Origin of the sequence: Micromonospora sp. NPDC005806 (genome assembly GCF_042871425.1) — a bacterium.
Classification (GTDB): Bacteria; Actinomycetota; Actinomycetes; order Mycobacteriales; family Micromonosporaceae; genus Micromonospora.
In genome coordinates this window covers 16,465-39,125 of sequence record NZ_JBIAIL010000009.1, presented here as the reverse complement: position 1 = coordinate 39,125, position 22,661 = coordinate 16,465, and the positions used below count along the sequence as shown (strand labels likewise).

The window sequence follows — 22,661 nt, the reverse complement described above, 5'->3', positions numbered from 1 at the left end:
CATGCTGACCTCCTTGGCCAAGGCGCTGGCGGCCTACTCGATGACCCCTCAGCGCCTGACCGTCTTCCGACACCAGTACATCTCGCCGAATCCGATCGTCATCGTGCCGCTCACCTTGGCCGGGGAGACCAACGCGCCGCTCGCGGCGATGGTCGGCCGCGACCGTGCCCGGCCGACTCTGATCGTCACTCGGCAGCCACGTGAACGAGCGGAGCGACTGCAGTTCGCCGGTAGGCTCGCCAGCGAGCTGCTGTTCCCCATCGAAATGGCCGCGCAACGGACACAGGTCACCGGTCCGGGGCCGAATGCGCGGATTCGGGTCGTCGACGCCCCACAGATCTGGGTACCGAACCCGGCAGGTATCGAGTTCGTCCGCACGTTGGGTCGAATGACGAGGCTACGGCAGATCGAAGGACCGTGGGCGGTGCCGAAGAAGGTGCGCGACCTCGGCATCTGGCTGACCTGGTTCGCGGAGCAGGCCGAGTTCGCCGACACCGGCGCGCTGATCGCGGCGACCCGGGCGATAGCTGCGGTGTGGGCGACCGGCCAAAGCGATCTCGAAGACGGCAATCTCGCAGCTCAGATGGCCTGGCTCGACCCGCCCGAAGGGATGGACGTTGCCTCGGCAGTCAGCCGGGCGGAGAACCCACAGCTGTGCCCACCGGCCGGTCCGTCCACCGATCCGACCTTCGACCGGCTTTTCTTGGAACCCGCGCTGCGGGACCTGGCCGCCGCGCGGACCTCGGCGGCGCATAGCGCCGTTCACCGGCGGCTGACCGCGATGCTGCAAGAGCAAATGCGTCCAACCTGGGAGCTGGTGTGGACGGCGATCGACCTGCTGCGCGATGTGCCTGAGGCGCCGCGGGTTTCGAAACGGTGGGAACAGCAACGTGACCGGTTCACTTCGTTTCATCAATACCTGGCGACCGGTGGCAGACCGCAGGCCAAACGCGACAGCGCCGGCCGCAGCGCCCATCGACTTGCCGAGCTGGAACAGCGGATGGCCGCGTTCGAGGCGCAACGCGCCTACGACGACCCGCTGGTGATTGCGGATCATCGGCTCACTGGTGAGGCGTTCGCCGGGCAGGTCGCCGATGTCGACGCGACTCGCCGCGTGCCCGGGTCGCGTCGCAGCGTGCTGCGTCCGTTGGTCACGGTGGCAACCGCCGACCAGGTCCATCTCGACGTCGGCCAGCACGTGTACGACCCGGCCCGCAACGGCCAGCAGGCGGTCATCGAGTCGGTCACCGAGACCGAGGACGGCTGGCGTATCGAACTTGAGCTGCAGAACCAGATGGGCAGCGGCCAGACCGCAAAGCCCGGCTCGGTTCCCGTGCTCGGCGAGGACGTCACGTACACGAGCGTGACCGAGGCGTTCGTCCGGCGCCGGCCCTGGCCGACGCGGGACGAAACCCCCTGGACGCACGGCGGCCCGCCACCTGACTCCGGGCCCGTCGTCGAGGACGCGGCGGAGGACTGGTCATGACCTCACCTCAAGACCGCGCGGAGATCAAGACCGCAGAGATCCTCACCGCGTTCACCAACGGCGGTCGCCGGGGCGTCGTCGTCGACTCTCCGCCCGGAGCCGGCAAGTCCACCCTGGTCGGGCGCATCGCGGCTGAGATCGCCACGGCCGGTGACACCGTGGTGGTCGTCGCCCAGACCAACGCACAGGTCGACGACCTCGTCGCCAAGATCGCGACGCGGCTACCCGGCCTGATGGTCGGACGGCTGTCCCGCGACGGCTACCTGCCGCCGCCCACGCTGCTCCTGCCCAGCGTCCAAGTCGCATCGCGCGTCGATGACCTGCCAGATTGCCGGGTCGTGGTCGGCACCGCCGCCAAGTGGGCGCAGGTGCAGACCGCCCGGACGTGGCCCTGGGCCATCGTCGACGAGGCATACCAGATGCGCTCGGACATGCTGCTGCTGATCGTGCCGCTGTTCAAGCAGATGCTGTTCGTCGGCGACCCGGGACAGCTGGATCCGTTCTCCCCCATCGACGGGGAACGGTGGGCCGGCCTGCCCTGGGACCCGATGCAGAGCGCTGTGGCGGTGTTGCTGCGCAACAACCCGGACATCGTCCCGCACGAACTGCCCGTGACCTGGCGGCTGCCAGCCAGCGCCACACGCCTGGTCCAGACGGCCTTCTACCCATTTTCCGAGTTCACTCCCGGCACCCACGACGACGAACGCACGATACATGTGCCAACCGTCGGGATCCGACGCACGGCAGTCGACGAAGTGATCGACCTCGCCGCGGACACCGGATGGGGATTCCTCGAGCTACCGCACCGCAACACCTTGCGGACCGACGCCGAGACGGTCGCTGCAACCGCAGACGTCGCCGTCCGGCTCCTGCAACGCGGCACCGAAACGAGCTGCGAACAAGCCCCTGACGGCCGGCGGCTCACCGCCGCTCGGATCGCCGTCGGCGCCGCGCACCGCGACCAGGTCGCCGCCATAACCCGAGCGCTGCGGGACCACGGCGAGATAGCGCACGGGATCCGGGTGGACACCGCGAACCGGCTGCAAGGCGCTGAATTCGACATCACCGTGATCCTGCATCCACTGTCCGGACGGATCGACGCGACACCGTTCCACCTCACCCCCGGCCGACTGTGCGTGCTGACATCCCGGCACCGTCACGCCTGCATCGTGGTCGGACGCCGCGGTATCCCCGAACTCCTGGACGCCCACCCCGGCACCGAACCCGTGCACCTCAAGGACTTCATCAAGTTCCCCGACGGGTGGGAGGCCAACCAGGCCGTCCTCGCCCACCTGGCCAACCACCGCGTCAGCGCCTTCCACTGACCACTCCCGATGCCTCAGGCTGCGCCGCGACGTAGCCGGATGAAAGGCGACATCGCCATGCTCTTTCTGCACACCTCCGACTGGCATGCCGGCCGGACCACCTACAACGAGCCCCGAATGTCCGACCTCGCCGACGCCATGACCGAAATCATCGACATCGCCAAGCAACACCGACCCGACGGCATCCTGCACTCCGGGGACCTGATCGACCACTCCAGGGTCGGCCACATCGACATCGAACGCGTCGTCGGCTGGCTCGCCGAACTGGCGGCGATCGCCCCCACGATCGTCGTCGCGGGCAACCACGACAACGTCGCCCTGCACCGCTACCTCGACAAGCTCGGCCGCCTGCACCAGTTGCACTTCGTCAGCCAGCCGCTCGGTGCCAACGGTGACTATCTGGTCGTGCCGGGCCGTGACGGCACCCGCGCCCGGATCGGCGTCCTGCCGTTCATCTACCCCCAACGCATGACCACCGTCCCCGGCGCCCAGTCCTGGTCGAGCACCTACCGCGAACAGCTCGCCGACCTGCAGGCCCGGATCGCCGCCGGCCTGTCGGGCGGGCTGGACCCACGGACCGAGGTCACCCTGTTCACCGCCCACATGCACGTCACCGGCGCCGGACTCGCCGGCAGCGAGCGGGCCCGCCACACCACCGAAGAGTTCGCCATCGACCCGGACGCCATCCCCGCCGTGAACTACGCCGCCTTCGGCCACATCCACCAGCCGCAGCCGCTGCCCGGCCGGGTCGTCGGACGCTACGCAGGCTCGCCGATCCCGCTCGATTTCGGCGAGGCCGGGCAACGCAAGAGCGTGGCCCTCGTGACCGTAAAGCCCGGCAGGCCGACCGTGTGTGAGGAGGTCCCGCTCCGCGGCGGCCGAGCCCTAATCAAGTTCGACGGCACCTGGGACGAGCTGCAGAAACAAGCCGGCACCATCGGCGACGCGCTGTGCCTGGTCACAGTGCACACCCCGGCGTATGAACCCGCCCTCGCCCAACGCGTCCACACCCTGCTCGCCAAGGCCCGGGTGCTGGACGTGCAGCAACGCGTCGCCGGCGCCGAGCCGCGCAACGATGTCGTCGAGCCCGGGCAGATACCGCTGCAGCGCAGCCTGCTCGAATCGTTCGAGCAGTACGTGAACGAGCACGGCGCGGGCACCGCGCCGATCGACACGGTCACCAGCATGATGGCCGAGTTCCTTGCCGCGGCGCAGGACGAGCGCGACCCGTACTTCCCGGCCGAGGAACAGCTCCGCACCCTGACCGGCGGTGCCGCATGAAGCCGCTGCAGCTCACCTTCTCCGGGTTTCGCTCGTACGTCGGCCGGCAGCACATCGACTTCCGTGGCCACGACCTCGTCGGGATCACCGGCGATACTGGCGCCGGTAAGTCGACCATCCTGATGGCGATCAACTTCGCGCTCTTCGGAACCCCAACCTGGGACACCCCATCCCCGAAGGTATTGATCGCCGACGGCGGCGACGGCACCATGACCGCGACTCTGGAATTCGAGGCCCGTGGGCGCCCCTGGCGGGTGACGCGACAACTGTCGAGGAAGCCCACCGGAACCATCCACAAGCTCGAGTCGCTCGACGGCGGCGAGGTCGTCCACGGCAGGTTCGTCACTCAACGCGTCGCTGACCTCGTCGGCATGGACAACAAGACATTCCTCCGCTCGGTCCTCCTGCCACAAGGCAAGTTCGAGCAACTGCTGCACGCCAGCGACGGCGAGCGCGCCAAGATCCTCAAAGGTCTGCTCGGTCTCGACATCCTCGACACGATCGTGGACTATGCCCGCCAGCACCGCGACGCGCTCACCCCTGCCATCGCCGACCTGCGCGCCCGCAAAACGGCACTCGGAGACCCCCGCGCGACCGCCGAGGCCGCCGCTGCTGAGGCGGAAGCAATCAGCGTGCAGCTCGGCCACCTCAGAGCAGCGCAGGCAGCCGTCGCCGGTCTCGTCGAGGAGGAGAAGGTCGCAGGCGAACAACACGCCGCCCTCACCAAGCTGCGGACAGCCCTGTCGAAAGCCGCCCAAACCGATGCGCCGCAGCGACTGCGTCAGCTGGCCGACCTCGACCGTGAGATCACCGACCAGGAACACGAACTCACCGACCGAGCCGACCCGCTGCGCATCCGACGGGAGCAACTTCTCGCTGAGCTGGGTGACTTCCGGCCCGGCGGCGCGCAGGCCAACGCCCTTACGACCGCAGTGCGACAACTGTCTCAGCTGCACGAACGCATTATCAGCACGGCGCAGCGTCGCGACCGCCACCGAGCGGAGGTGGAGGCCCTTGACACCCTGCGAGTGGAAGCCTCGGCAGCCGCTGCCGAAGACACACGGCACCAGCCGCTGCTCACGCAGACAGACGCCACCCTGACCGAACGCACCTGTGTCGTCAATGGGCTCAAGGACGATCTGGCGAAGCTTCGCGCCGCCCTCGCCGACGCCCGCCGCCTCACCGAGCAACGCCACGAGTTCGCCGCCACCAAGCAGCGTCTCGACGGCGCGGCGGCCGAGACGGCCGCGGACGTGGAGAAGGCACGCGAAGCCGCCACCGACCTTGACCGCGAGGTCGCCGCCGTCGATGCGGCACTCCAGGACCAGCGGCGTGCCAACGCCGCCGCCCACGCCGGTGAAGGTTTGGCACCCGGCGACGCATGCCCGGTGTGCGAACACCCGTTGCCCGACGGGTTCGCCCCGCCCAACGCACCCGACCTCAAGGCTGCGCAGCGCGCCCTCACCTCCGTGCAGCGGAAGGCCCAAAAGGCCGGTGAGGCGGTCACCGAGGCGGTTGCCGCTCACCGTGAGGCGCAGGCCCGTGCTGCCCGAGCAACACAGGACCTCACGGCGCAGAACACGCGGACGCAGCACGCCATCGACGCCCTCACCGCGCAGCTCGGCCCGATCATGCTGGAATCCGAGGACGACGCGATCCTCGCCGACTACCTGTCCGCCTTGCAGCGGGCCGTCGACGAGCAGGCCGCCCTCTCCGAAGCCGCTGCGGCGCTGCGCAAGAGCAAGACGGAGGCCGCCGCCAAGGCCAAAGCCCTCGGCAACCAGGTCGACCGCGATGCCGCCGCGGTGGACCGCGAAGAACGTGAACTGGCGACGCTCTGGGCCGGAATTGTCGAGCTCATCAAGCAGGTGCCGGAACGCTACCGGCCCGACGAGCCGACCGCGAACGCCGTGGTCGCGCGGCAGGAGGCCGCCACCCGCGAGCAGGAAGACCTCGCCGAACGTTGGAAGACGATCGACGAAATCGACGGCGACCTCGTGCAGATCGGCAACCTGCGCCAGGAACTCACCGCCCGCCGCGCCGAACACGTCACCAAGCCGGCCAGGACTGCCAGCCAAACAGCGCTGAAGCTCCGAACCGCACAGGTCGCGATCGCGGCGACGCTGTCGCTACCGGAAGCACCCGACATCGACGTCACAGACGACGTCAACGTCCACTCCGAGTGGGCCGCCCACGTCGCCGAGAAGGCACTGGCCGCGATGACGTCCGCCGACCATCAGCTGGTCCAGCTCGGCGAGGTCCGACGCCGGTGTGCGCAGAAGAGCGCCGCGATCATCGCTGAAGCGCCGACCGGCGGTAAGCCGCTCGAAGAGGCACTCACCGATGCGATTGGGCGCAAGGCGGTCGCCGACCGCACGTATCAGGACGCCACCGTCAAGACGCTCGAGTACGACGAACTCGTCGCTCGTCTCGAGATCGCGCAACCACACGTGGACGGGCTCGATGCCCTGGTGAAACTCCTAGGCGACGGAAAGTTCGTGGCCGATGTCGTCCACGAGCGGCAGCAAACGTTGCTGGGCACCGCTACCGGACTCCTGCGCGGCATGTCCCTCGGACGGTTCTCGTTCGGCACCGACTTCCAGGTGTGGGACGAGCACACCTGCCGCCTGCGGGACGTGAAAACCCTCTCTGGAGGAGAGACGTTCCAGGCCAGCTTGGCATTAGCCTTGGCACTCGTTGAACACGCCAGCAGTAGCGGCGGCCGGGCTGAGGCGCTCTTCCTCGACGAAGGCTTCGGGACACTCGACCAGTCGGCGCTGGCCGAGGCACTCGACGCGTTGTCCACCCAGGCAAGCGCCGGACGGCTGGTCGTCGTCATCAGCCACATGCTGGCCGTCGCCCAGCACGTGACATCCCTGATCCGGGTCACCAAATCACCCATCGGCAGCAGCCTGCGGTGGGCGACCGAGGCTGAGCTGGTCGCCCTCGCCGACGCCGCAGACGCCGAAGGGCTGCACTCGTGACGTGCAAGGCCGTGCTGCGTGGTCGGTGACCGCCGGGCCATCAACGCCCCGGCGAGCATTGAGGGCTTGCCGGGGCGCCGCAGGGGTCGAAGTCTTTCGGGTCGAGGTTGACCAGTTGGCTGCGGCCGGTGGCTTCCTGAGGGATGCGCAGGCCTGCCGCGATGATGACGCCGATCGGTGTACGCAGGTCGGGTGGGAACCAGTTGAGGATGGCGTGGTCGGCGGCGATGATCCGGGCGCGTGTCCTGGGTTTGATCGGTGCGCCGACATTCAGCAGCAGTCGGTACAGGCTCGATGCCGGGGTCAGTGGACCGAGCCCGAGGGCTTGGGCGTGATGGTCCCCGTCGGCGGCGATCTCGATACCGCGCAGGTCGAGATCTCCGTAATAGTACAGAGGACCTGACCAGTCTGCCGGCATTGAGGCAAGAATCTGCGGGAGCTGGCTGCCCCCGGTCCACATGACGGTGCCGACGGTGCCGTCCGCAGGCAGCCAGCAGGCGAGACTGTGGGCGGTGGTGTGGTTCTCGACCAGAAGCGCGGCGGGGCCCTCGCCGATCTGCCACTGAACGAGAGGCAAGGGTATGCGTTCGCACCGCAGGTCCGCCAGGGTAAGGCGGTTCAAGGCGAACAGCCGTCCCCGGCTGAGGGCGTCGAGGGCCTTCTCTTCGTGGAGCAATTCCCAGGAGCGTTCCCGCATCGGGACGATCTCGGGTGGTTGGTGTCCCGCAAGGTAGCGGTTCGCCGCATGGAGCAGGGCGAGTTCGTGGTCGGTGGGGCGTTCGGTGGCGACGAACGCGGCGGCCCACGCGAGTCGTGCATGCCAGGTGGTGGAAACCGCCGTCGGGACGGCTGTTGGACGTCGTTGTGCGGTGGGGCGTTGGACCCAGTTGGGCAATGGTGGCTGGAGGGTGTGGTCCCAGGCAGCCCGTGTGGTGGTTGCTGGTTTGCGGATGACGCCGGCGGTGGCGAGTTCGTCGAGCGCGCCGGCGATTCTGCGACGCGCGTCGGGGTCGCCGGCGAGCGAGAGGTCCGCGGTATGGGCTGCGGTCCGCAGGACGCCGAGCGGTATCCGGGCGGTCCGGTGGGCGGTGACGGCTGTGGCCAAGTGACGGGCCAGCGGGCTGAGGCCGGTCACAGCAGGCTCTCTTGGAGGGGAAAGGTGAGCCTCGCGGTGGTGATGGCGGTGGCGAGGGTGTCGTCGTTGACGTCACGCTCGCTGACCTGGGCGTAGGTACGATCGTGGTTGTGGGTGTTCTTCATCCGGATGATGTTGGGGAAGCGGCCGATGGCGCGCATGTCGGCCAGGCCGGATAGGAAGATGAGTTGAATGCCGTTGGCGGCGGCGACCCGTCGTTGCAGATCCAGGAACGCGACGTAGTTGACGGTGCCGAGGGGGTTGTCCATGGGCAGGACGCCCAGGCCGGGATGATCGGTGCCGCGGCTGGCGGCGCGTAGGCGGGCCAGCATGCAAAACAGCAACAGGCTGATAGTGACCTTCTCCCCGCCGGACCACTTGCCCATGCGTTCGACGGGTTCACGTTCGTCAGCGAGGTTGGTGGAGGGCTTCAGGACGCGGGCGATGAAGTTGCCGGGGCCGCCGACGGCGGCGCAGACAGCCTGCCAGGTTAGGGTCTTGCCATCAGGCTGTGTCTTGGCTTCGCTCCGCACGAGGCCGTCGACGAGAGTGCTGATGCGGCTGCGCATGACAGCAGGGGTGGTATCGACGCCGGACTTTGGGCCGACGTCGAGGAAACGGCGATTCTTGAGGTGTTCGCCGATGCCAGGCGGGAGCTGCGCTTGCGTCTGGGCACGTTGCAGCATCTTGAGGCAGGTGCGCGCTTCTTCGCAAAGGGCGGAGACGACGATCTCTTTGTCCTGCTCGACTTCATCAAGCTGTCCTTGAAGATTTGCACGATAGAGGGCGATTTCGGCAATGAGGTGGTCGGCCTCCTCAGCCAAGCCCGTGGTGTGTTCGCCGCCGGTGAACCGGTCCTTCACCTCAGCGGAGACGGTAGCGAATCGAGCCTCGCCGACCCAGCGGTTGATGGCGTGCCCGCGTTCGGTGACGGCGTTGCGGGCGGTGTTGAAGTTTCGGTCGGCTTTGGCGAGTTCTTTGCGTGCCGTGTCGGCCTCGGCCATGGCCTCGGTGATGGCTCCCGCGTAGGCGGTGGGCGCATCCGCGGCACATGCGGCTTGCTCGTCGTCGCTGATGAGGCTGGTAGCGAGGCTGCCGAACTGCTCGGCGTCGTTCGTCAGACGCTCGATCTTCGTATCCAGGCTGGCGAGGACGTTCGCTGCGGCCTGTTGCTGTGTACGGTGATGCTTCTGCTGTTCGTCGGTGTCGGCCCGCAGGTGCAGAGCGAGGTCGAGATCGGCGGGTTCGGTGACCGGCAGCATCAGTTCGGCCCGAGTCGGGCGTTCGACGCTGGCCTTCTGCAGCGCCGCGTTGGCGGTGGTGGCTTCGGCGCCTTTGACGGCCGCCTCGCCTACCGCCGTAGCGTACTGCTCCTCCGCAGTCGCTGCGAGCTCGGCGGTCACCGCAGGGTCGGCCGCAGCGGGGGTGGCGGCAAGGTCGCGGGCGAGGTGCAGGACGTCCTGGTCGGCCGTGGCTATGGCGGCGGCCAGGCGCGAGGTCTGTACAACAAGGCTTTCGATCTGAGCGTCGATCACGTTGCGAGATGCGTGAATTTGATAGGCCGTGCGAGCGGTGTCGAATGTGCTTCGCGCCTGCGCAAGCGTGACAGCCTCGGCGTCGGCGGTCGCCTCGCCTGCGGCGTCGGCGAGCTCGGTGGCCTCGCGCAGGAACTCGGCGACGGTCCGCCGGTTACGGCCAACGTCGCCATTCGCGCGCTCGGCGGTCCGACGGTGCTGCTGTTCGGATGCCACCGCGGTCGCCCGCGTAGCCTCAAGGTCTTTCCGTGCGGCGGGTATCTGCGTTAGCCGAGCACGGATCTCTGTGATGGCGGGCAGTTGCTGGGCCAGGACGCCGAGGATCTGATCCCGGGAACTCGTGATCCTTTCCTCTCGGGTGACCTCCTCACGTTGTTGGCGCAGTTCCGCAGCGCGAGCATCGAAGCCGACCCGCAGCCCGGTGAGCTCGCTGTGGCGTTTCCGCGCGGCGCCGACACCGGAGGTGATGCGCTTGTGCTCGGCGGCTAGGTGCTCGAGGTGGCCCGGAGGGCAATTGGTGGCCAGGAGCGTGAGTTCGTCGATCAGCTGCTTGTCGCGGTCGCGGGCGAGTTCAAGTTGACGCATGTGCTCGTCGCGGGCCGCGCGGGCCGCCTCCCGGCGTTCGATCTCAATGGCGGCAGCGTTACGGTCGAAGAGTGCCGCCGCCGGCGGTACGACGAAGCCGTCCACCGCTCTTGTGCTGGCGTCGATGGCGGCCTGCAGGGCATGGGTGGTGGAAACCTGCACGGTGGTGCCGGGGGTGAGAGCAGCTGCTTCCAGGTGTTTTCGGGCGGCGTCCAGATCGCCAGCGTCGTACACGAGCAGGCCGGCGACCAGGGATGGCGCGGTCGCGATGGCGCGCTGCCACAACGTGGGTGCGACCGCGTCGGCGAGGTAGTGCCAGCCGGTAGCCGCGGGAATGTTGTGTTCACGCAGGACGTCGGCGGCTCGCGTCAGGTCGAGCGATGCCGGGAGCAGGCCGGGTTGCTGAGCGAGTGATCGCAGCGCTCGCCGGTCGTCGGCGTCATCGACGGCGAGATCGATACGTTCGCGGTCGATCGCGATGATCGCTTCGTTCAGTGCCTGTTTGAGAGTGTCGTTTGCGGCGATCGGGTCAACGGTGTCGGCCTGCGCCAGCAGGGTGAGCCGGTTGTGCGTGCTCAGCTGGTTGATCCGGTCAAGCAGCGGCTGGCGTTCGCGGTTGAGTTCGCGCAGCGCGGCTTCGAGGTTGGCGATCTGTGTGGCCAGGTCGTCGTGTTCGACGTCGATGGGCGAACGCTCCTCGGCCAGCGCGGCAACCGCCTGGGGTAGCTCCACGTCGATCTGGCGCAGCAACCGTGCGTGCTGGCTGGCGCATGCTGTGTGCGTGTTGGCCAGGTCAGCGTCGGCTGGCAGGTGCTTACCGGCGACAGCCTGGGCGACCGCCGTCTCGAACACGGTGATGCTGTGCCTGAGTTGGGTGCGCTCGGCGGTCAAAGCACCGAGTTCGCGATCAACGTGCCCGATCTTGTCCCGAGCCTTCTCCAGTTCACCTTCGGCAGCGGCGGCGGCCTCAACGTTGGCGGCGATCATCGGTTCGAGTTCGCGTCGGGATCGTTCCAGCACCGCGATCAGCTGGGCAGCAGCGCGCTGGTAGCGGTGGCGGACCGGCGCGGCGTCGGCTTCGTCGCGAGTTTGTTGCTCGCGGAGGCCCTCAAGCTGTGCTGACAACTCCGTGTGCTGGACGACATCGGGGACCAGCTGCCACGCCTCGCGTAGCCGGCGGCGCTCGGTGACGATCTTCTTCGCTGCTGTGCTGGCGGCTCGGGCGGCTTCTTCGTGCAGGTATGCTGCCCACCACTGGTACTCGCGGTGCAGACGCTCGTAGGCATCGGCGCTGTCGGCGGCCTGCTTCTGACGGTCGCGCTGGTGGTCGGCGTCCGTGCTGTGGCGGGCGATCTGGGCGCGGGCCTGCGCGGCTGTCGCGGCGAAGGAAGCAGCCAGTGCTCGTGCACGGCGGCGCTTCGTGGCGCGGACATCCGCGGCTTCATGGAGTCGCTGATGGTCGTCCTTGAGTAAGCCGAGGTGCTCGACGGCTTCTTGTGTGAAGTCGAGCTCGGTGCGCAGCCGCGGGTGCCGGGCGATGCTGTCGCGATGTTTGCCCAGCATCGTTGACAACTTGCGAGACGTCGCAGAGTCACCGACCAGGCTGAGCAAGTAGCGCACGAAATCGTCGGTGGTGGAGAACTTGAACTGCTTCTCGATGCCGCCTTCACTGGCGTTGATCTTCAGGATGGCGGTGAACAGACCGGGATCCAAGCCGCGGTCCTGCAGTGCGCTCGTCCACTTCCCTTGATCTTTGTACTCGACCACCACAGAGTCCGCCTCGGGTGGCAGTGCTGTGATTGCGTCGGCGAACGCCTTCAGCGTCGTGGGGTGCTGGTTGACGTCGTGGAAGGGTAGGAGGTCAATCTCGGCGAGCGGGCGCGACGGGGTGAAGGCGTACCAACGTTGTTGCAGCTGTTCCCAGGAGACGTTCGGGTCGGCGGGTTGGACGCGGTCGGTCCATTCGTAGACGGCCCCGGTGACCATGCGCCGGCCGTCGGGATCCTGCCACTCGATCGCGATGTGGGCAGTGTCGGCACCCAAGACACAGTCCTCAAGGTGACGGCCGGTCTCCGCGGTGGCGAGGTAGTCGTTGCGTGCTGGCCGGATCGATGCGCAGATCAGCGCGATGAGCGTGGACTTCCCACCGCCGTTGCGCATCCACAGGATGGTGTCGAGCGGATTGCCGGTGCGGCTGCCGAACTCCAGCCACACGTCGCGGAAACGGGCAGCAGGGGCACCGATGCGGTCGAGGTAGATCCGGTGGATCTTCCACAGCCGGGCAGGAGCAGGCATCAGGCGGTCTCCGATTCGCGTCGGGCAGTGCGCAGCGCCTCGAGGGCTTCACCGCCGCCGATGTCGGCGACCAAGAGCCGAAACCGGTCGGTGAGCTGATAGGTGGTGGCTCCCATGGTTGGTGCGGGGCGGGCGGCGCCGCGGTCGACGAGCCAGCCGAGGACCTCGCCGATTGCCCACTGCGTGCATCCCTTAGCCGGGCCGGTCTGGTTCGCTTTGGGCAGGAAGGCGCTCATCCGGTCGTAGATGTCGGCGGCGCGGCGTGCCTGTGCGTCGTTGCCGTCCTCGCCAGTTGTGGCGGCTACACGCGCAACTGCCGAACGAATGAAGGTGTCCAGGCTGACGACTTCGACGATCTTGACATCGGTGCTGTCGAGGTCCCGCGGGTGGGGGAAGGCGTATGCGGCGATCGCAAGGGTGACCAGGCCGGCCACCAGTTTGTCGTCCGGGCTCATGTTGGTGCTGCGCAGGTCGGCGGTCCGGATCGCGAAGACGCTGCCGGGCTGGGTGGTTACCACGATGCCGGTGCGTGCCGGAGTCCCGAGCACGACGAGGCCGAATCCGCTGGCGAGTACGTCGACCAAGTCACGAAACACCGCCTCGGTGCGGTAGCGGTGCAGCAGCAGGCCATAGGGGTTGCCATCGGTTGGCCGGGCGCCGTGGCGCAGTCCGAAGCTGACCAGTTCAGCGGCGCGCCGGACGTCTTCCAGAGAAATACTCATGAGGCCGTCTCAATCGAGGAGATCATCAACTGGTTGCCCCAGACCATGGGCCGGTCGATGGTGTGACCGTTGCGCTCTGCTGCCAGGGCAGCAATCAACGTGTCGATGCCTGCGGTCGGTGAATCTCCCGGTTCGGGCAGGTCGGGAGCGTAGGCCCACAGAGCGGCGAGGGTGACTAGTTCGATGACGTCCTCGACCGCGCCGTCCACCTCGTCAGGGTCGACGCCGGTGGCGGCGTCGACAAGCTGGGTGAGCGGTACAGGTGCGTGTTCGGCCCGGCGCAGAATCCTCGTGGCTGCCGCGATAACTTCTGGCGAGTATGCCTGGGCATCGGCCTCGTCGGCGTTGCCAGGTTCCTCCGGCACATAGTCGACCGGCGCGACCTGCCGGGTCGGGGCCAGTAGAGTGTTTACCAGGTCGCCCAGGTGCAGCACCCGCGGCAGCCGAAACCCTAGAATCCGGTCGGTGAACGCCTCGCCGACCGTCTGCGCCTCGGCGGTGTTCATCGTCAGGATCGGCTCGAACAGCTCCCGTTCGACGTTGAGCAGCCGCAACCGTACGGGCCGGCTGAACACCTGACGCAGTTGCGCCTGCTGGAGCACCTCCCGCGCGCCGGCGGCACGAGACGCGAGATCGAGGTGCACGTCGCGGATCCGCTGCAACGTCTCCACCAGATCACCGGACGCACGTCGGACTGCGGCATCGGACTCCGCATCGATGCCGGACATGACATGACCGATCACCTCGCCGTCCGCTTCGATCCGAGCTTTCACGTGCTTGCGAGCACGGGCCAGTCGTGTTGGGACATCCACCAGCCAGTCGGCTGAACGCACGTCGCGGCGAGTCGACTCGATGATGTCTGCCAGGGTGGCCGCCATCGCCACCGAGGCACGCTCGGCCGTCTCCGCAGTTCGGCCAGCAGCCTCGAAACGGCGGTCCTCCAATTGGCGACGCAAGACCACCGACAGGGCCTCCTCGGCGTCGTCGACATCGAGGTTCAGGCCGTTGAGGTAAAGCATGACCGCCTGCGGCGATGCCTGCACGACGGCGCCGGACGGGCTGTCTTGCAACGACAGCAGCTTGAAGGCGTACTCCTCCCGCCGGCGCGGCGCCGAACGTACGTCATGAAAGACGTACACAAATTTGCCTTGATTCTCGGCGTCGTTGAGCAGGCCCCGAACCACCCACCGCGCAGCCTCAATCGCCGCCGCTGAGTCTTCCCGGTCGTCCATCAGCCGGGCGAGCTCGGCGACGGTGTCCACCAACTGCGCCAGAGTGATTTGCCGGGCGAATCCCATCGAGGCAACCGCCACGTCGATCGCGGCGAGGGCCAACTGCCGCAGATCGAAGATTTCGTCGTCAATACCGGCATGTCCTGCGTTACGAACCAGGCGAGCTACCGGGTCGGTGAGAACCAGCGCTCGCCACCTCGCCCGCACGGACGCGTCCCCAACCGGCGAGCGTACCTCGATCGTCGATGGCTCCGAAGTGCTGTCCTCGACCCTGAACAGATCGGGCGGCTGCCCATGTACTACCAAGCGATTCTCCCAACGACCGAACGAGATCGACAGTCAGCGCTCCGTGGATGACAGATGGTTGCACATGGTTGCGACAAAAGCCGCGACTCGTACACTTGTGCTAGGTGGTCGGGGTGTTTGGGATGCGCTCTGACTACGGGGAAAGATCGCCAGCCGCAGTTCCGCCTTGCTCGGGATGGTTGCGGCGATCCCTCGCCGGCGCAGGTAGGCCCGGTTGGCTTTCGATGTGTACGCCTTGTCGGCCAGGACCCGGTCCGGGCGGGTCGTCGGTCGGCCGGTGACCAGGCGAGGAATGCGGGTGGCGGCCAGGACGGGGATGAACTGCGGGCTGTCGCCGCGCTGCCCGGCGGTCAGCACCATGGCGAAGGGCTTCTGCCCTTGCTCGCAGCCCAGGTGCAGCTTCGTGGTCAACCCACCGCGGGAGCGGCCGAGCGCGTAGTCGGCCGGTTCGACGCTGACTCTGCCGGGTGGTTCGGCCTGCAGATCCCCCTCTTCCTCGCCCCGGCCGCGTGTCGGTGGGCACGGGCGCTGGTCGAGTCCAGGGACACGTCCCAGGTGATCCTGCCGGCCGTGTCGGCGAGGGCCTGCAACGCCGCCAGGTGCCTTCGCGCCGCCATCAGGGGAACAGCGCATACACCGCCGACTAGGGCCCGTACTGCGGTGGCACGTCCCGCCAGGGGACACCCACCCTGGTCCGCCACCGGATCCCGTCGATCAACTGCCGTCTACTCCACTACGACGGTCGACCTGGCCGCTTACCCGCCGGCAGCAACGGCTCCAGCACCGTCCACTGCACGTCGGCCAGGTCTACCCGCGCTAAACCCCGCTGGCGGGTTGCGGACGCAAGCCATCGGCTGCAGCTGACCCGATCGCTGCCAGCTGGCGTCAACGAGCAGGTCCTTGCATCGCGTCCGGCGTCGGAACGAACGCGCTGCACTCATGCACACGAGGAGCGCTGAGGGCCGACTTGGTCAGACGGGGCGGCTCGGTGAGGGACGAGAACCTGAGGTGACTGGGTTCCCAGCGGGTACGGAGGGAAACTATCCAGCGAAACCACCTGCTCGGGTAACCCCCGTATCACACGTGGGACGCTATCGTACGACGGTGAGGGACCTGTAGCATGGACTCGAACATGCATTCGAACAAGGGAGCGACGATGGGCAGCTCGCTTGCGGAACAGGCCGCTGTCCTTGCTCTGACCCGTGTCTCCCCTGGTGAGTGGTACAAGACTGCCACGGTCATCTACGAAGCTGGCAGCGCCACAGCTCTCCTAGAGGGCCGCATCGGCCTGATGGCTGACGAACACAGGCTCTACGCGGAGCAGCTAGTCGAGCGCGCTGAGTCAACCGACATCACTGCGGCGGAGCATCTAATCGAGCGCATGGCTCAGCAGGGCATAAAGCTCCTGACAGTGCTCGATGATGACTACCCATCGAACTTGCAGCTCATCTATAACAGGCCTCCCTTCATCTGGCTGAAGGGTGAGCTCAGGCCGCAGGACTTCAGAGCTATCGCCATTGTCGGGACTCGCCAAGCCTCGGACGAGGGGAGGAAGCGTGCCGCGCGCCTCGCCAGAGAGCTGGCAATGGAGCGGGTCACGGTGCTTTCCGGCTTAGCTCGCGGCATTGACACCGCAGCACACACCGCAACGTTGGCCGCTGATGGGCGTACAGTCGGCGTGATCGGCCAAGGCCTCTGCACCCCGCTCTACCCGAAGGAGAACAGGGGTCTCGGCACTGAGATCAGCGAGAAGGGCGCGCTCGTCTCACAGTTCTGGCCGGACGCGCCACCGCGATCGATGAACTTCCCTATGCGAAATGTCGTTATGAGCGGCATGGCGATGGGAACGGTAGTCGTCGAGGCCTCTGCAACTAGCGGCGCGAAGATGCAGGCAAGGCTGGCGCTTGAGCATGGCAAGCGGCTCTTCCTGCTGGAGTCCCTGGTCAGAACGCAGGAGTGGGCGAAACGCTATGCCACGCGCCCCGGTGTCCGCGTAGTGCGCCAGCTCGACGATGTCCTAGACGTGCTGGTCAAGCTAGCTACTCCGCCGGAACAGCTCACGCTCAAGATGTAGCAGGATGGACGTCGATGACGACCGTCCAGCAGTACACGGAGCCCTACCTCGGGATCTTCCGGCAGCCACCGCTTGCTGGGGAGGGCGTGTGTGGCGTCTGCCATACCGGAACGGGTCCGGGCTACAGCACCTGCTACAGCTGCTTCGTCACTCGGTCACAAGTCAGCCTGCCGACCGAGAACGTCGTGCCGATCTCGCTCTACCAGGTACAGAGCCAGCTCTGGCATGTGCTGCGGTACTACAAGGACGGCAACACCGCCCAACGAGGGCAGTTCGGCACTATTGTCGCCGCCACGATCGCACGCTTCACGGCCGCCCATTGGGCCTGTATCTCTAGTCTCACCGGCGGTGAGCCAACCCGTGTGACCACTGTCCCCAGCACCCGTCCGGTTCCTCGACCTGGCGGTCACCCACTCGTCCAGGCGGTCAGCCGAGTGCCTCACCTTATAGACCTCTACCAACCAGTGCTGGTGAGAGGCCCAGGTGCTGTAGGCCATGTTAGGGCGAGCGACGATGCCTTCGTCGTCACCGACGATGTCGAGGGCCACCGAGTCTTACTCGTCGAGGACACGTTCACCTCTGGAGCGCGAACGCAGAGCGCGGCCTCCGCGCTTCAACTGGCGGGAGCTGCGGGTGTCGTCGCTGTGACTGTCGGCAGGGTTATCGACCCTGGCTGGAACGAGAACTGCCAGCGGGTCTGGGCTGGGGCTCGCCGTGGCACCTTTAGCTTCGACCACTGCGTGATTGGGCATTGAGGAGCTGGTAGCCGAGACTGTCTATCGGCTACAGCATCCCTCGGTCCTGATCACTCAGCCTTGTGTCACACCCAGGAGACATACTTCGTACATGGACCTTGAAGTGCGAACGGAAGTGATTCGCGGCGGCACGCCGGAGGCTCGCCGCGTGCGCGTCAAGACGACCAACGAAGTCGGCGTCGTTATCGACATCCGGCAGACTGTGAGCGGGCAGCGCATCGCCACGGTGTTGTTCGAGGATACCGGCGAATGCAGGCTGTACCTCGATGATCAGAAGTGGCTGGATCCGGCGTAGCCGAGAGGGCCTGCTGGTGCCCTGATGAACGCTTGGAGCACCAACATGATGCCGTGCTTGGGACGTGGCGGCGAGACCGCTGAGGACGGCCGGTGGTACCTCGGTGCGTCGGCCAATTTGCAGGTCGCCCCGGCGAAGCAGATCGTCTCGCTCGCCCGCATCCGGGATGCGTTGCGGCAGCAGGGCCACGAGATCACGAGGACGACACCTTTGCTGGAAGGACCTGCGGCTCGCTGTCGCCCCCGCGACCGACGTACGGCGCTCACAGTCACTCTCACACCACGACCAAGAACCTCGACCACGTGGCGGTCAGTGCCCTGAGTGACTACTACCGGGAGTGTGGATTGCTCCTCTGTCAAGCGGCGACTGGTTGTCGGGTGACGAGGTCGGCGCGTAGCGCTTGGTAGACGACGTCGGAGAGACGCCGCTTGAGGACGCGGAGGGCCTCCAGGCCGCCGTCGCCGCAGGCTTTGCGGCGTGCGACGAGGTCTCGCGCTGGTGAATGGCAGCGGGCTTGGGTCATGGCGATGCGGTGCAGGGCGGCGTTGAGCTGGCGGTTGCCGGTGCGGCTGAGGCGGTGCCGGGTCCGATTCGACGACCAGACCGGCAGCGGTGCGGTGCCGTTGTGGCGGGCGTAGGCGGCTGGGGAGTGGAATCGGAGGATGCTGGCGGTTTCGCCGAGGATCTTCGCCGCGGTCAGCGCCGCGCAGCCGGGTATGGCGATCAGCGTGGGGGCGAGGTGCTCGGTCAGTGTTTTGATCTCGGCCTCGAGAGCGTCGATCTCGATGGTCAGCTGACGGCATCGCTCGGTGATCGCGGCGGCGAGACGGGCGACGATGCCGGGCAGACCGGCGAGGCGGTGGCTGATGCGATTGAGGTTGCTGACGCGGTCCAATGATCGCGCGGGTGGGTCCCAGTCGGCGTCGAGTTCGTGCAGGTGCCAGCGCAGCCGGTTCACCGCACGAGTGCGTTCGGCGATGAGGTCTTCGCGGTGGTCGACGAGGAGCCGGACGTCGCGGTCGGGCCCGTCCAGGTGCGCGATGGGCAGGTTGTCCTCGCGCAAGGCGGCGCGGGCGACGGCCAGGGCGTCGATCGGGTCGGACTTGCCGTAGGTGCGAGCGGCGTCGCGAATGTGGGCCATCAGCTTCGGCGGGACCCGGACGATGCGTTCGCCGGCGGCGAGGAGGTCCTGCTCGAGGCGGCGGGTCATGTTGCGGCAGTCCTCGAGTGCCCAGACCCGGTCGGTGTCGTGCTTGCTTGCCCAACGCAGCAACGCCAGGTGGTCCTTGCTGGTGGAGCCGCAGGTCCGCGTGGCGAGCTGCCGTCCGTTGGCGTCGACCATGACCGCGGTGTGGGTGCGCTTGTGCGCGTCGATCCCGATGACCACCATGGGTGGTGTCTCCTTCTGACCGAGGGGATGCGGGCCGGTCGGTAGGCAGATCCCAGTCGGGCGCTGACACGCTCCTCTTAAGCCATACCGGCCGGTCCTTGCATGTCCGGCAGGCCGCAGAATGCACAACAGCCACGAAGGCAAGTAACAGGTAGAGCGGACCTGCCGGACCCTTCGAGGGTGACACTGGGATCTAATACTCCAACGTCACTTGGCTTTGGTGTTGGGCGTGGCGGAGGCATGAAGACGGCCACCGCGTGATCATCGATGGTTTGTGAAGACAACCGAAGATCGTGCGGTGGCCGCGGGCCACAGCGTAAACCCCGCCGGGTGGCGGGTCATCCTCGACGCGGCGGTAGCGCGTGTCGCTGGACGGTTCGCCCGGGCCGAGCCACGCCGGAGCATGGCGGCGTTCGTCGAGGGGCTGCTGTCGATGGTGGAACGCAAGACGTGCTGGTCCCTGGCGGAACGCGCGGGTCATGCGGATCCGCAGGCGATGCAGCGGCTGCTGCGTACGGCGGTGTGGGACGTCGACGCCGTCCGCGATGACGTCCGCGCTTTGCTGATGGAGCATGTCGGTCACCCGGATGGTGTCCTGGTCACCGACGAGACCGGGTTCCTGAAGAAGGGTGTGGGCTCGGTCGGGGTGCAGCGGCAGTACACCGGCACCGCCGGTCGTGTCGAGAACAGCCAGGTCGGGGTGTTCCTGGCCTACGCCTCACCCCTCGGACGCGGGTTGATCGACCGACGGCTCTACCTGCCGGAGACGACATGGTGCGACCGCCCTGCCCGCCGCACCGCCGCCGGCGTTCCCGATGAAGTCGGCTTCGCCACGAAACCGGCCCTTGCCCGGCAGATGATCACCGCGGCGGTGGACGCCGGTGTTCCGGCCAGGTGGGTCACCGGCGACGAGGTCTACGGCGCTGATCCCGGCCTGCGCGCCGAACTCGAACAGCGCGGCGTGGGATATGTCCTGGCGGTCGGCTGCGACCGGCGCGTCACCGTCAACGACGGCCGCACCATCGTCCGCGTCGATGACCTCGCCGACCGGATACCCACCCGTGAATGGCAGTTGCGCAGCTGCGGGCCCGGGGCGAAAGGACCCCGCGACTACCTGTGGGCCTGGATCACCACCGCCACCAGTCACGGTGAGCACCGCTGGCTGCTCATCCGCCGCAACCGCACCACCGGCGAGCTGGCCTTCTACTTATGCTGGTCAGCCAAGCCGGTTCCGCTGCACACCCTCGTGACCGTCGCCGGGTCCCGTTGGAGCATCGAGGAGTTGTTCCAGACCGGCAAAGGCCAGGTCGGTCTGGACCACTACCAGGTCCGCGGCTGGACCGGCTGGCACCGGTTCATCACCCTGGCCATGCTCGCCCTGGCCGTGCTGACCGTCCTCGCCGCCACCTCCGCCGCTGAGCAAGGCGACTCCGACCCGCAGACAATCCCGCTGACCGTGGCGGAGATCCGCCGACTCCTCAACGCCTTCGTCCTCGCCCTACCGCTACCACCAGAACACACCCTGAACTGGTCGTACTGGCGGCGAACATCCCAAGCCCGAGCCCGACGATCCCACTACCAGCGCAGACTCAGCCACCACGCCAGCCGACCGGCGAAGTGACGTTGGAGTATTAGAGCCGAACCCATTCTCCGAGTCGTTCGGCTGGAGCACCATCGATGAAGGCGACGATCGCCGCCGTTGCCCTGGTCACGCTGGAGACGAAGTCACCCGAGAATGTGCAGTCGTCGCCGAGCACCGGGACTTCGACGATTTTCGTCGTGGGCAGCCCGCCATCCCCACGAAGAAGGCGGCAGTCGTCTGGGGACGCGAACAAGTGCATGACCGCGTAGCCCTCTCTGAATGAGAACGTCAAGTGGGGGTAGTCCGTATCGACGCGGCGTACCTCCGTGTATCCCTCTCCGACGCTCAGAAGGTGCTGGAGCCGGGACATGAAGCCATCGACGTCAGACCGGTTTTCCTTGGAGGCCAGGTCGCCACTTCCAGGATCGGTCGCGATCCATGCAACATCCATGTGTGTCTCCAGCAGGCGAGTAAACGCGTCGCACGCAGCGTCGCACAACAGCGCACGGAGACGCTGTACTTGGCGCGTCCGGATGCGTGCACCCGTGAGTTGGTTACCTTGCGTGACGAGCGCTACACGGCATGAGCGGAAGCGTGATCATGGAGTGGTCAGCCCTCGCTCTGGGACCAAAGAGGAACCGTGCCCGAGTGAGCTGTTGGCTGCCACTACCGCGAGCGTGAGGTAACGGCGCCGACTGCAGTCCACCCGCCACTCGGCCGACCTTACCTACGCGGTGGACGACTACAGGTCTGCCGGCCTTCCCGCCATTGTGCGGATTCCCGACCCGTCCGCATCCTCCCCCGCTGAGGTTTACAGCCAGCCGTTCCCGCGGGCGTGGACGATGGCCTCTGTACGGTTGGCTACGCCCCACCGCTCATAAAGGGCGCGCAGGAGCCGGAACATCATCCGTTCGGAGTAGCCGGCGTGCTGGGCCAGCCGGGCGACCGTGCAGCCTTGCGTGAGCATGCGAACCCATGCGATCTCCCTGTCCGTAGGAATGTGTTCGGGCGGTGGCCGGTACTGCGGTGCGGTGAGTGCGCGGACCACCTCGGCCGGCAAAAGGCTGCGACCGGCGGCAACGGCCGACACCACGCTGCACACCGTTTCGGGGTCGGCCTCCCGGGCCATGACGCCGACGGCCCCGGAGACGAGGGCCCGGACGGAAGTCAGTACGTCGCCGTGCTCGATCACGGCGATCAAGGCGACCTGCGACCGGCTTTCGCGCAACGTGGCGAGGAGGGTCCAGTCGGCCGGGCTGAGCAGCGTCAGGATTACCATGTGCGGACCGACTTCGTTCGTCCACGACAGCAGGTCGTCGGGCGACTCAACATCGTAGCCTGCGCCGCGCATTGCCTCCGCTACTCCGCGGCGGAACATCGGCAGAGGATCGGAGACGGCGATCCGCACCGGCATCGGGCATGCCCTCTCAGCGTGGCTCGGCAAGCTGCTCCTACCGTCTTACCTGGATGCAGTCTGGTCCAGAATGTGACGAAGAACGCGCCACAATCGCGACAGGATACCGCCATGGGTGAGGTCAGCCTGCCCCAATGACGTCGTGGACGCGCGGAGTGTCCATCCCGTAACTTCAAGTGTAGATACGTCGAAGCCGCTTTCTTGTTTACGCCCGAATGGATCTCGGCGCGCGTATCGCTTTCGTTTCGACGACCTCATTCCGACG

General features: G+C 67.0%; 15 protein-coding genes and 1 pseudogene. 8 read left to right on the top strand and 8 right to left on the bottom strand.

Annotation, left to right across the window (positions count from 1 at the left end; translation table 11 throughout):
- Position 1 precedes the first annotated feature (1 nt).
- Genes ACFYOS_RS12400 through ACFYOS_RS12385 form a run of 4 tightly spaced genes read left to right on the top strand, consistent with a single transcriptional unit; the run spans position 2 to position 7,076 of the window.
- Positions 2 to 1,486 (top strand): hypothetical protein, encoded by a 1,485-nt coding sequence (locus tag ACFYOS_RS12400; RefSeq protein ID WP_387139599.1) that lies wholly within the window; start codon positions 2 to 4, stop codon positions 1,484 to 1,486.
- Entirely contained in the window at positions 1,483 to 2,811 is a 1,329-nt protein-coding gene (locus ACFYOS_RS12395) for an AAA family ATPase (protein WP_387139204.1), read from the top strand. Before ACFYOS_RS12400 ends, ACFYOS_RS12395 begins: the two co-directional genes overlap by 4 nt.
- Positions 2,812 to 2,850: 39 nt before the next feature.
- The gene (locus ACFYOS_RS12390; RefSeq protein ID WP_387139201.1) at positions 2,851 to 4,092 is read left to right on the top strand and encodes an exonuclease SbcCD subunit D; all 1,242 of its coding nucleotides are present in this window, start codon (positions 2,851 to 2,853) and stop codon (positions 4,090 to 4,092) included.
- Positions 4,089 to 7,076, top strand: coding sequence for an AAA family ATPase (locus ACFYOS_RS12385; RefSeq protein ID WP_387139199.1), 2,988 nt, complete (start codon positions 4,089 to 4,091; stop codon positions 7,074 to 7,076). Before ACFYOS_RS12390 ends, ACFYOS_RS12385 begins: the two co-directional genes overlap by 4 nt.
- Before the next feature lie 40 nt (positions 7,077 to 7,116).
- Here the strand turns inward: ACFYOS_RS12385 and ACFYOS_RS12380 are convergent, their stop codons facing one another.
- The 5 genes and pseudogenes from ACFYOS_RS12380 to ACFYOS_RS12360 form a co-directional block, all read right to left on the bottom strand.
- Positions 7,117 to 8,211, bottom strand: a complete 1,095-nt coding sequence (locus tag ACFYOS_RS12380) for a Wadjet anti-phage system protein JetD domain-containing protein (protein WP_387139195.1) — start codon at positions 8,209 to 8,211, stop codon at positions 7,117 to 7,119.
- Positions 8,208 to 12,626, bottom strand: a complete 4,419-nt coding sequence (locus ACFYOS_RS12375; protein ID WP_387139192.1) for a hypothetical protein — start codon at positions 12,624 to 12,626, stop codon at positions 8,208 to 8,210. The genes ACFYOS_RS12380 and ACFYOS_RS12375 overlap by 4 nt, the downstream gene beginning before the upstream one ends.
- Positions 12,626 to 13,348 carry a hypothetical protein gene (locus tag ACFYOS_RS12370; RefSeq protein ID WP_387139190.1) on the bottom strand — a complete coding sequence of 241 codons (723 nt, stop codon included), beginning with the start codon at positions 13,346 to 13,348 and terminating at the stop codon, positions 12,626 to 12,628. The genes ACFYOS_RS12375 and ACFYOS_RS12370 overlap by 1 nt, the downstream gene beginning before the upstream one ends.
- Positions 13,345 to 14,787, bottom strand: a complete 1,443-nt coding sequence (locus ACFYOS_RS12365) for a hypothetical protein (RefSeq protein ID WP_387139187.1) — start codon at positions 14,785 to 14,787, stop codon at positions 13,345 to 13,347. Before ACFYOS_RS12365 ends, ACFYOS_RS12370 begins: the two co-directional genes overlap by 4 nt.
- 201 nt (positions 14,788 to 14,988) lie before the next feature.
- A pseudogene (locus tag ACFYOS_RS12360) lies at positions 14,989 to 15,691 on the bottom strand (IS5 family transposase); the annotation flags it as partial.
- Positions 15,692 to 16,006: 315 nt separating this feature from the next.
- On the opposite strand from ACFYOS_RS12360, the gene ACFYOS_RS12355 reads away from it, so the two are divergent.
- From ACFYOS_RS12355 to ACFYOS_RS12345, 3 genes are all read left to right on the top strand, one after another.
- Positions 16,007 to 16,960, top strand: coding sequence for a DNA-processing protein DprA (locus tag ACFYOS_RS12355; protein ID WP_387139184.1), 954 nt, complete (start codon positions 16,007 to 16,009; stop codon positions 16,958 to 16,960).
- Positions 16,961 to 16,974: 14 nt separating this feature from the next.
- Complete coding sequence (locus ACFYOS_RS12350; RefSeq protein WP_387139182.1) at positions 16,975 to 17,715, top strand: hypothetical protein; 741 nt, start codon at positions 16,975 to 16,977, stop codon at positions 17,713 to 17,715.
- A 91-nt stretch (positions 17,716 to 17,806) separates the two neighbouring features.
- Complete coding sequence (locus tag ACFYOS_RS12345) at positions 17,807 to 18,010, top strand: hypothetical protein (RefSeq protein ID WP_387139179.1); 204 nt, start codon at positions 17,807 to 17,809, stop codon at positions 18,008 to 18,010.
- Positions 18,011 to 18,365: 355 nt separating this feature from the next.
- On the opposite strand, the gene ACFYOS_RS12340 is transcribed toward ACFYOS_RS12345, so the two are convergent.
- On the bottom strand, positions 18,366 to 19,400 hold the full coding sequence (locus ACFYOS_RS12340) for an IS110 family transposase (RefSeq protein WP_387139176.1): 1,035 nt from the start codon (positions 19,398 to 19,400) through the stop codon (positions 18,366 to 18,368).
- Positions 19,401 to 19,698: 298 nt separating this feature from the next.
- Between ACFYOS_RS12340 and ACFYOS_RS12335 the strand changes: the two genes are divergently transcribed.
- Entirely contained in the window at positions 19,699 to 21,021 is a 1,323-nt protein-coding gene (locus ACFYOS_RS12335) for an IS701 family transposase (protein WP_387139173.1), read from the top strand.
- 10 nt (positions 21,022 to 21,031) lie between these two features.
- Here ACFYOS_RS12335 and ACFYOS_RS12330 read toward each other — a convergent pair whose 3' ends face one another.
- Both ACFYOS_RS12330 and ACFYOS_RS12325 read right to left on the bottom strand, forming a co-directional pair.
- The gene (locus ACFYOS_RS12330; RefSeq protein ID WP_387139171.1) at positions 21,032 to 21,433 is read right to left on the bottom strand and encodes a hypothetical protein; all 402 of its coding nucleotides are present in this window, start codon (positions 21,431 to 21,433) and stop codon (positions 21,032 to 21,034) included.
- Between the two features lie 360 nt (positions 21,434 to 21,793).
- Positions 21,794 to 22,396, bottom strand: a complete 603-nt coding sequence (locus tag ACFYOS_RS12325; protein ID WP_387139168.1) for a DNA-binding response regulator — start codon at positions 22,394 to 22,396, stop codon at positions 21,794 to 21,796.
- Positions 22,397 to 22,661 lie beyond the last annotated feature (265 nt).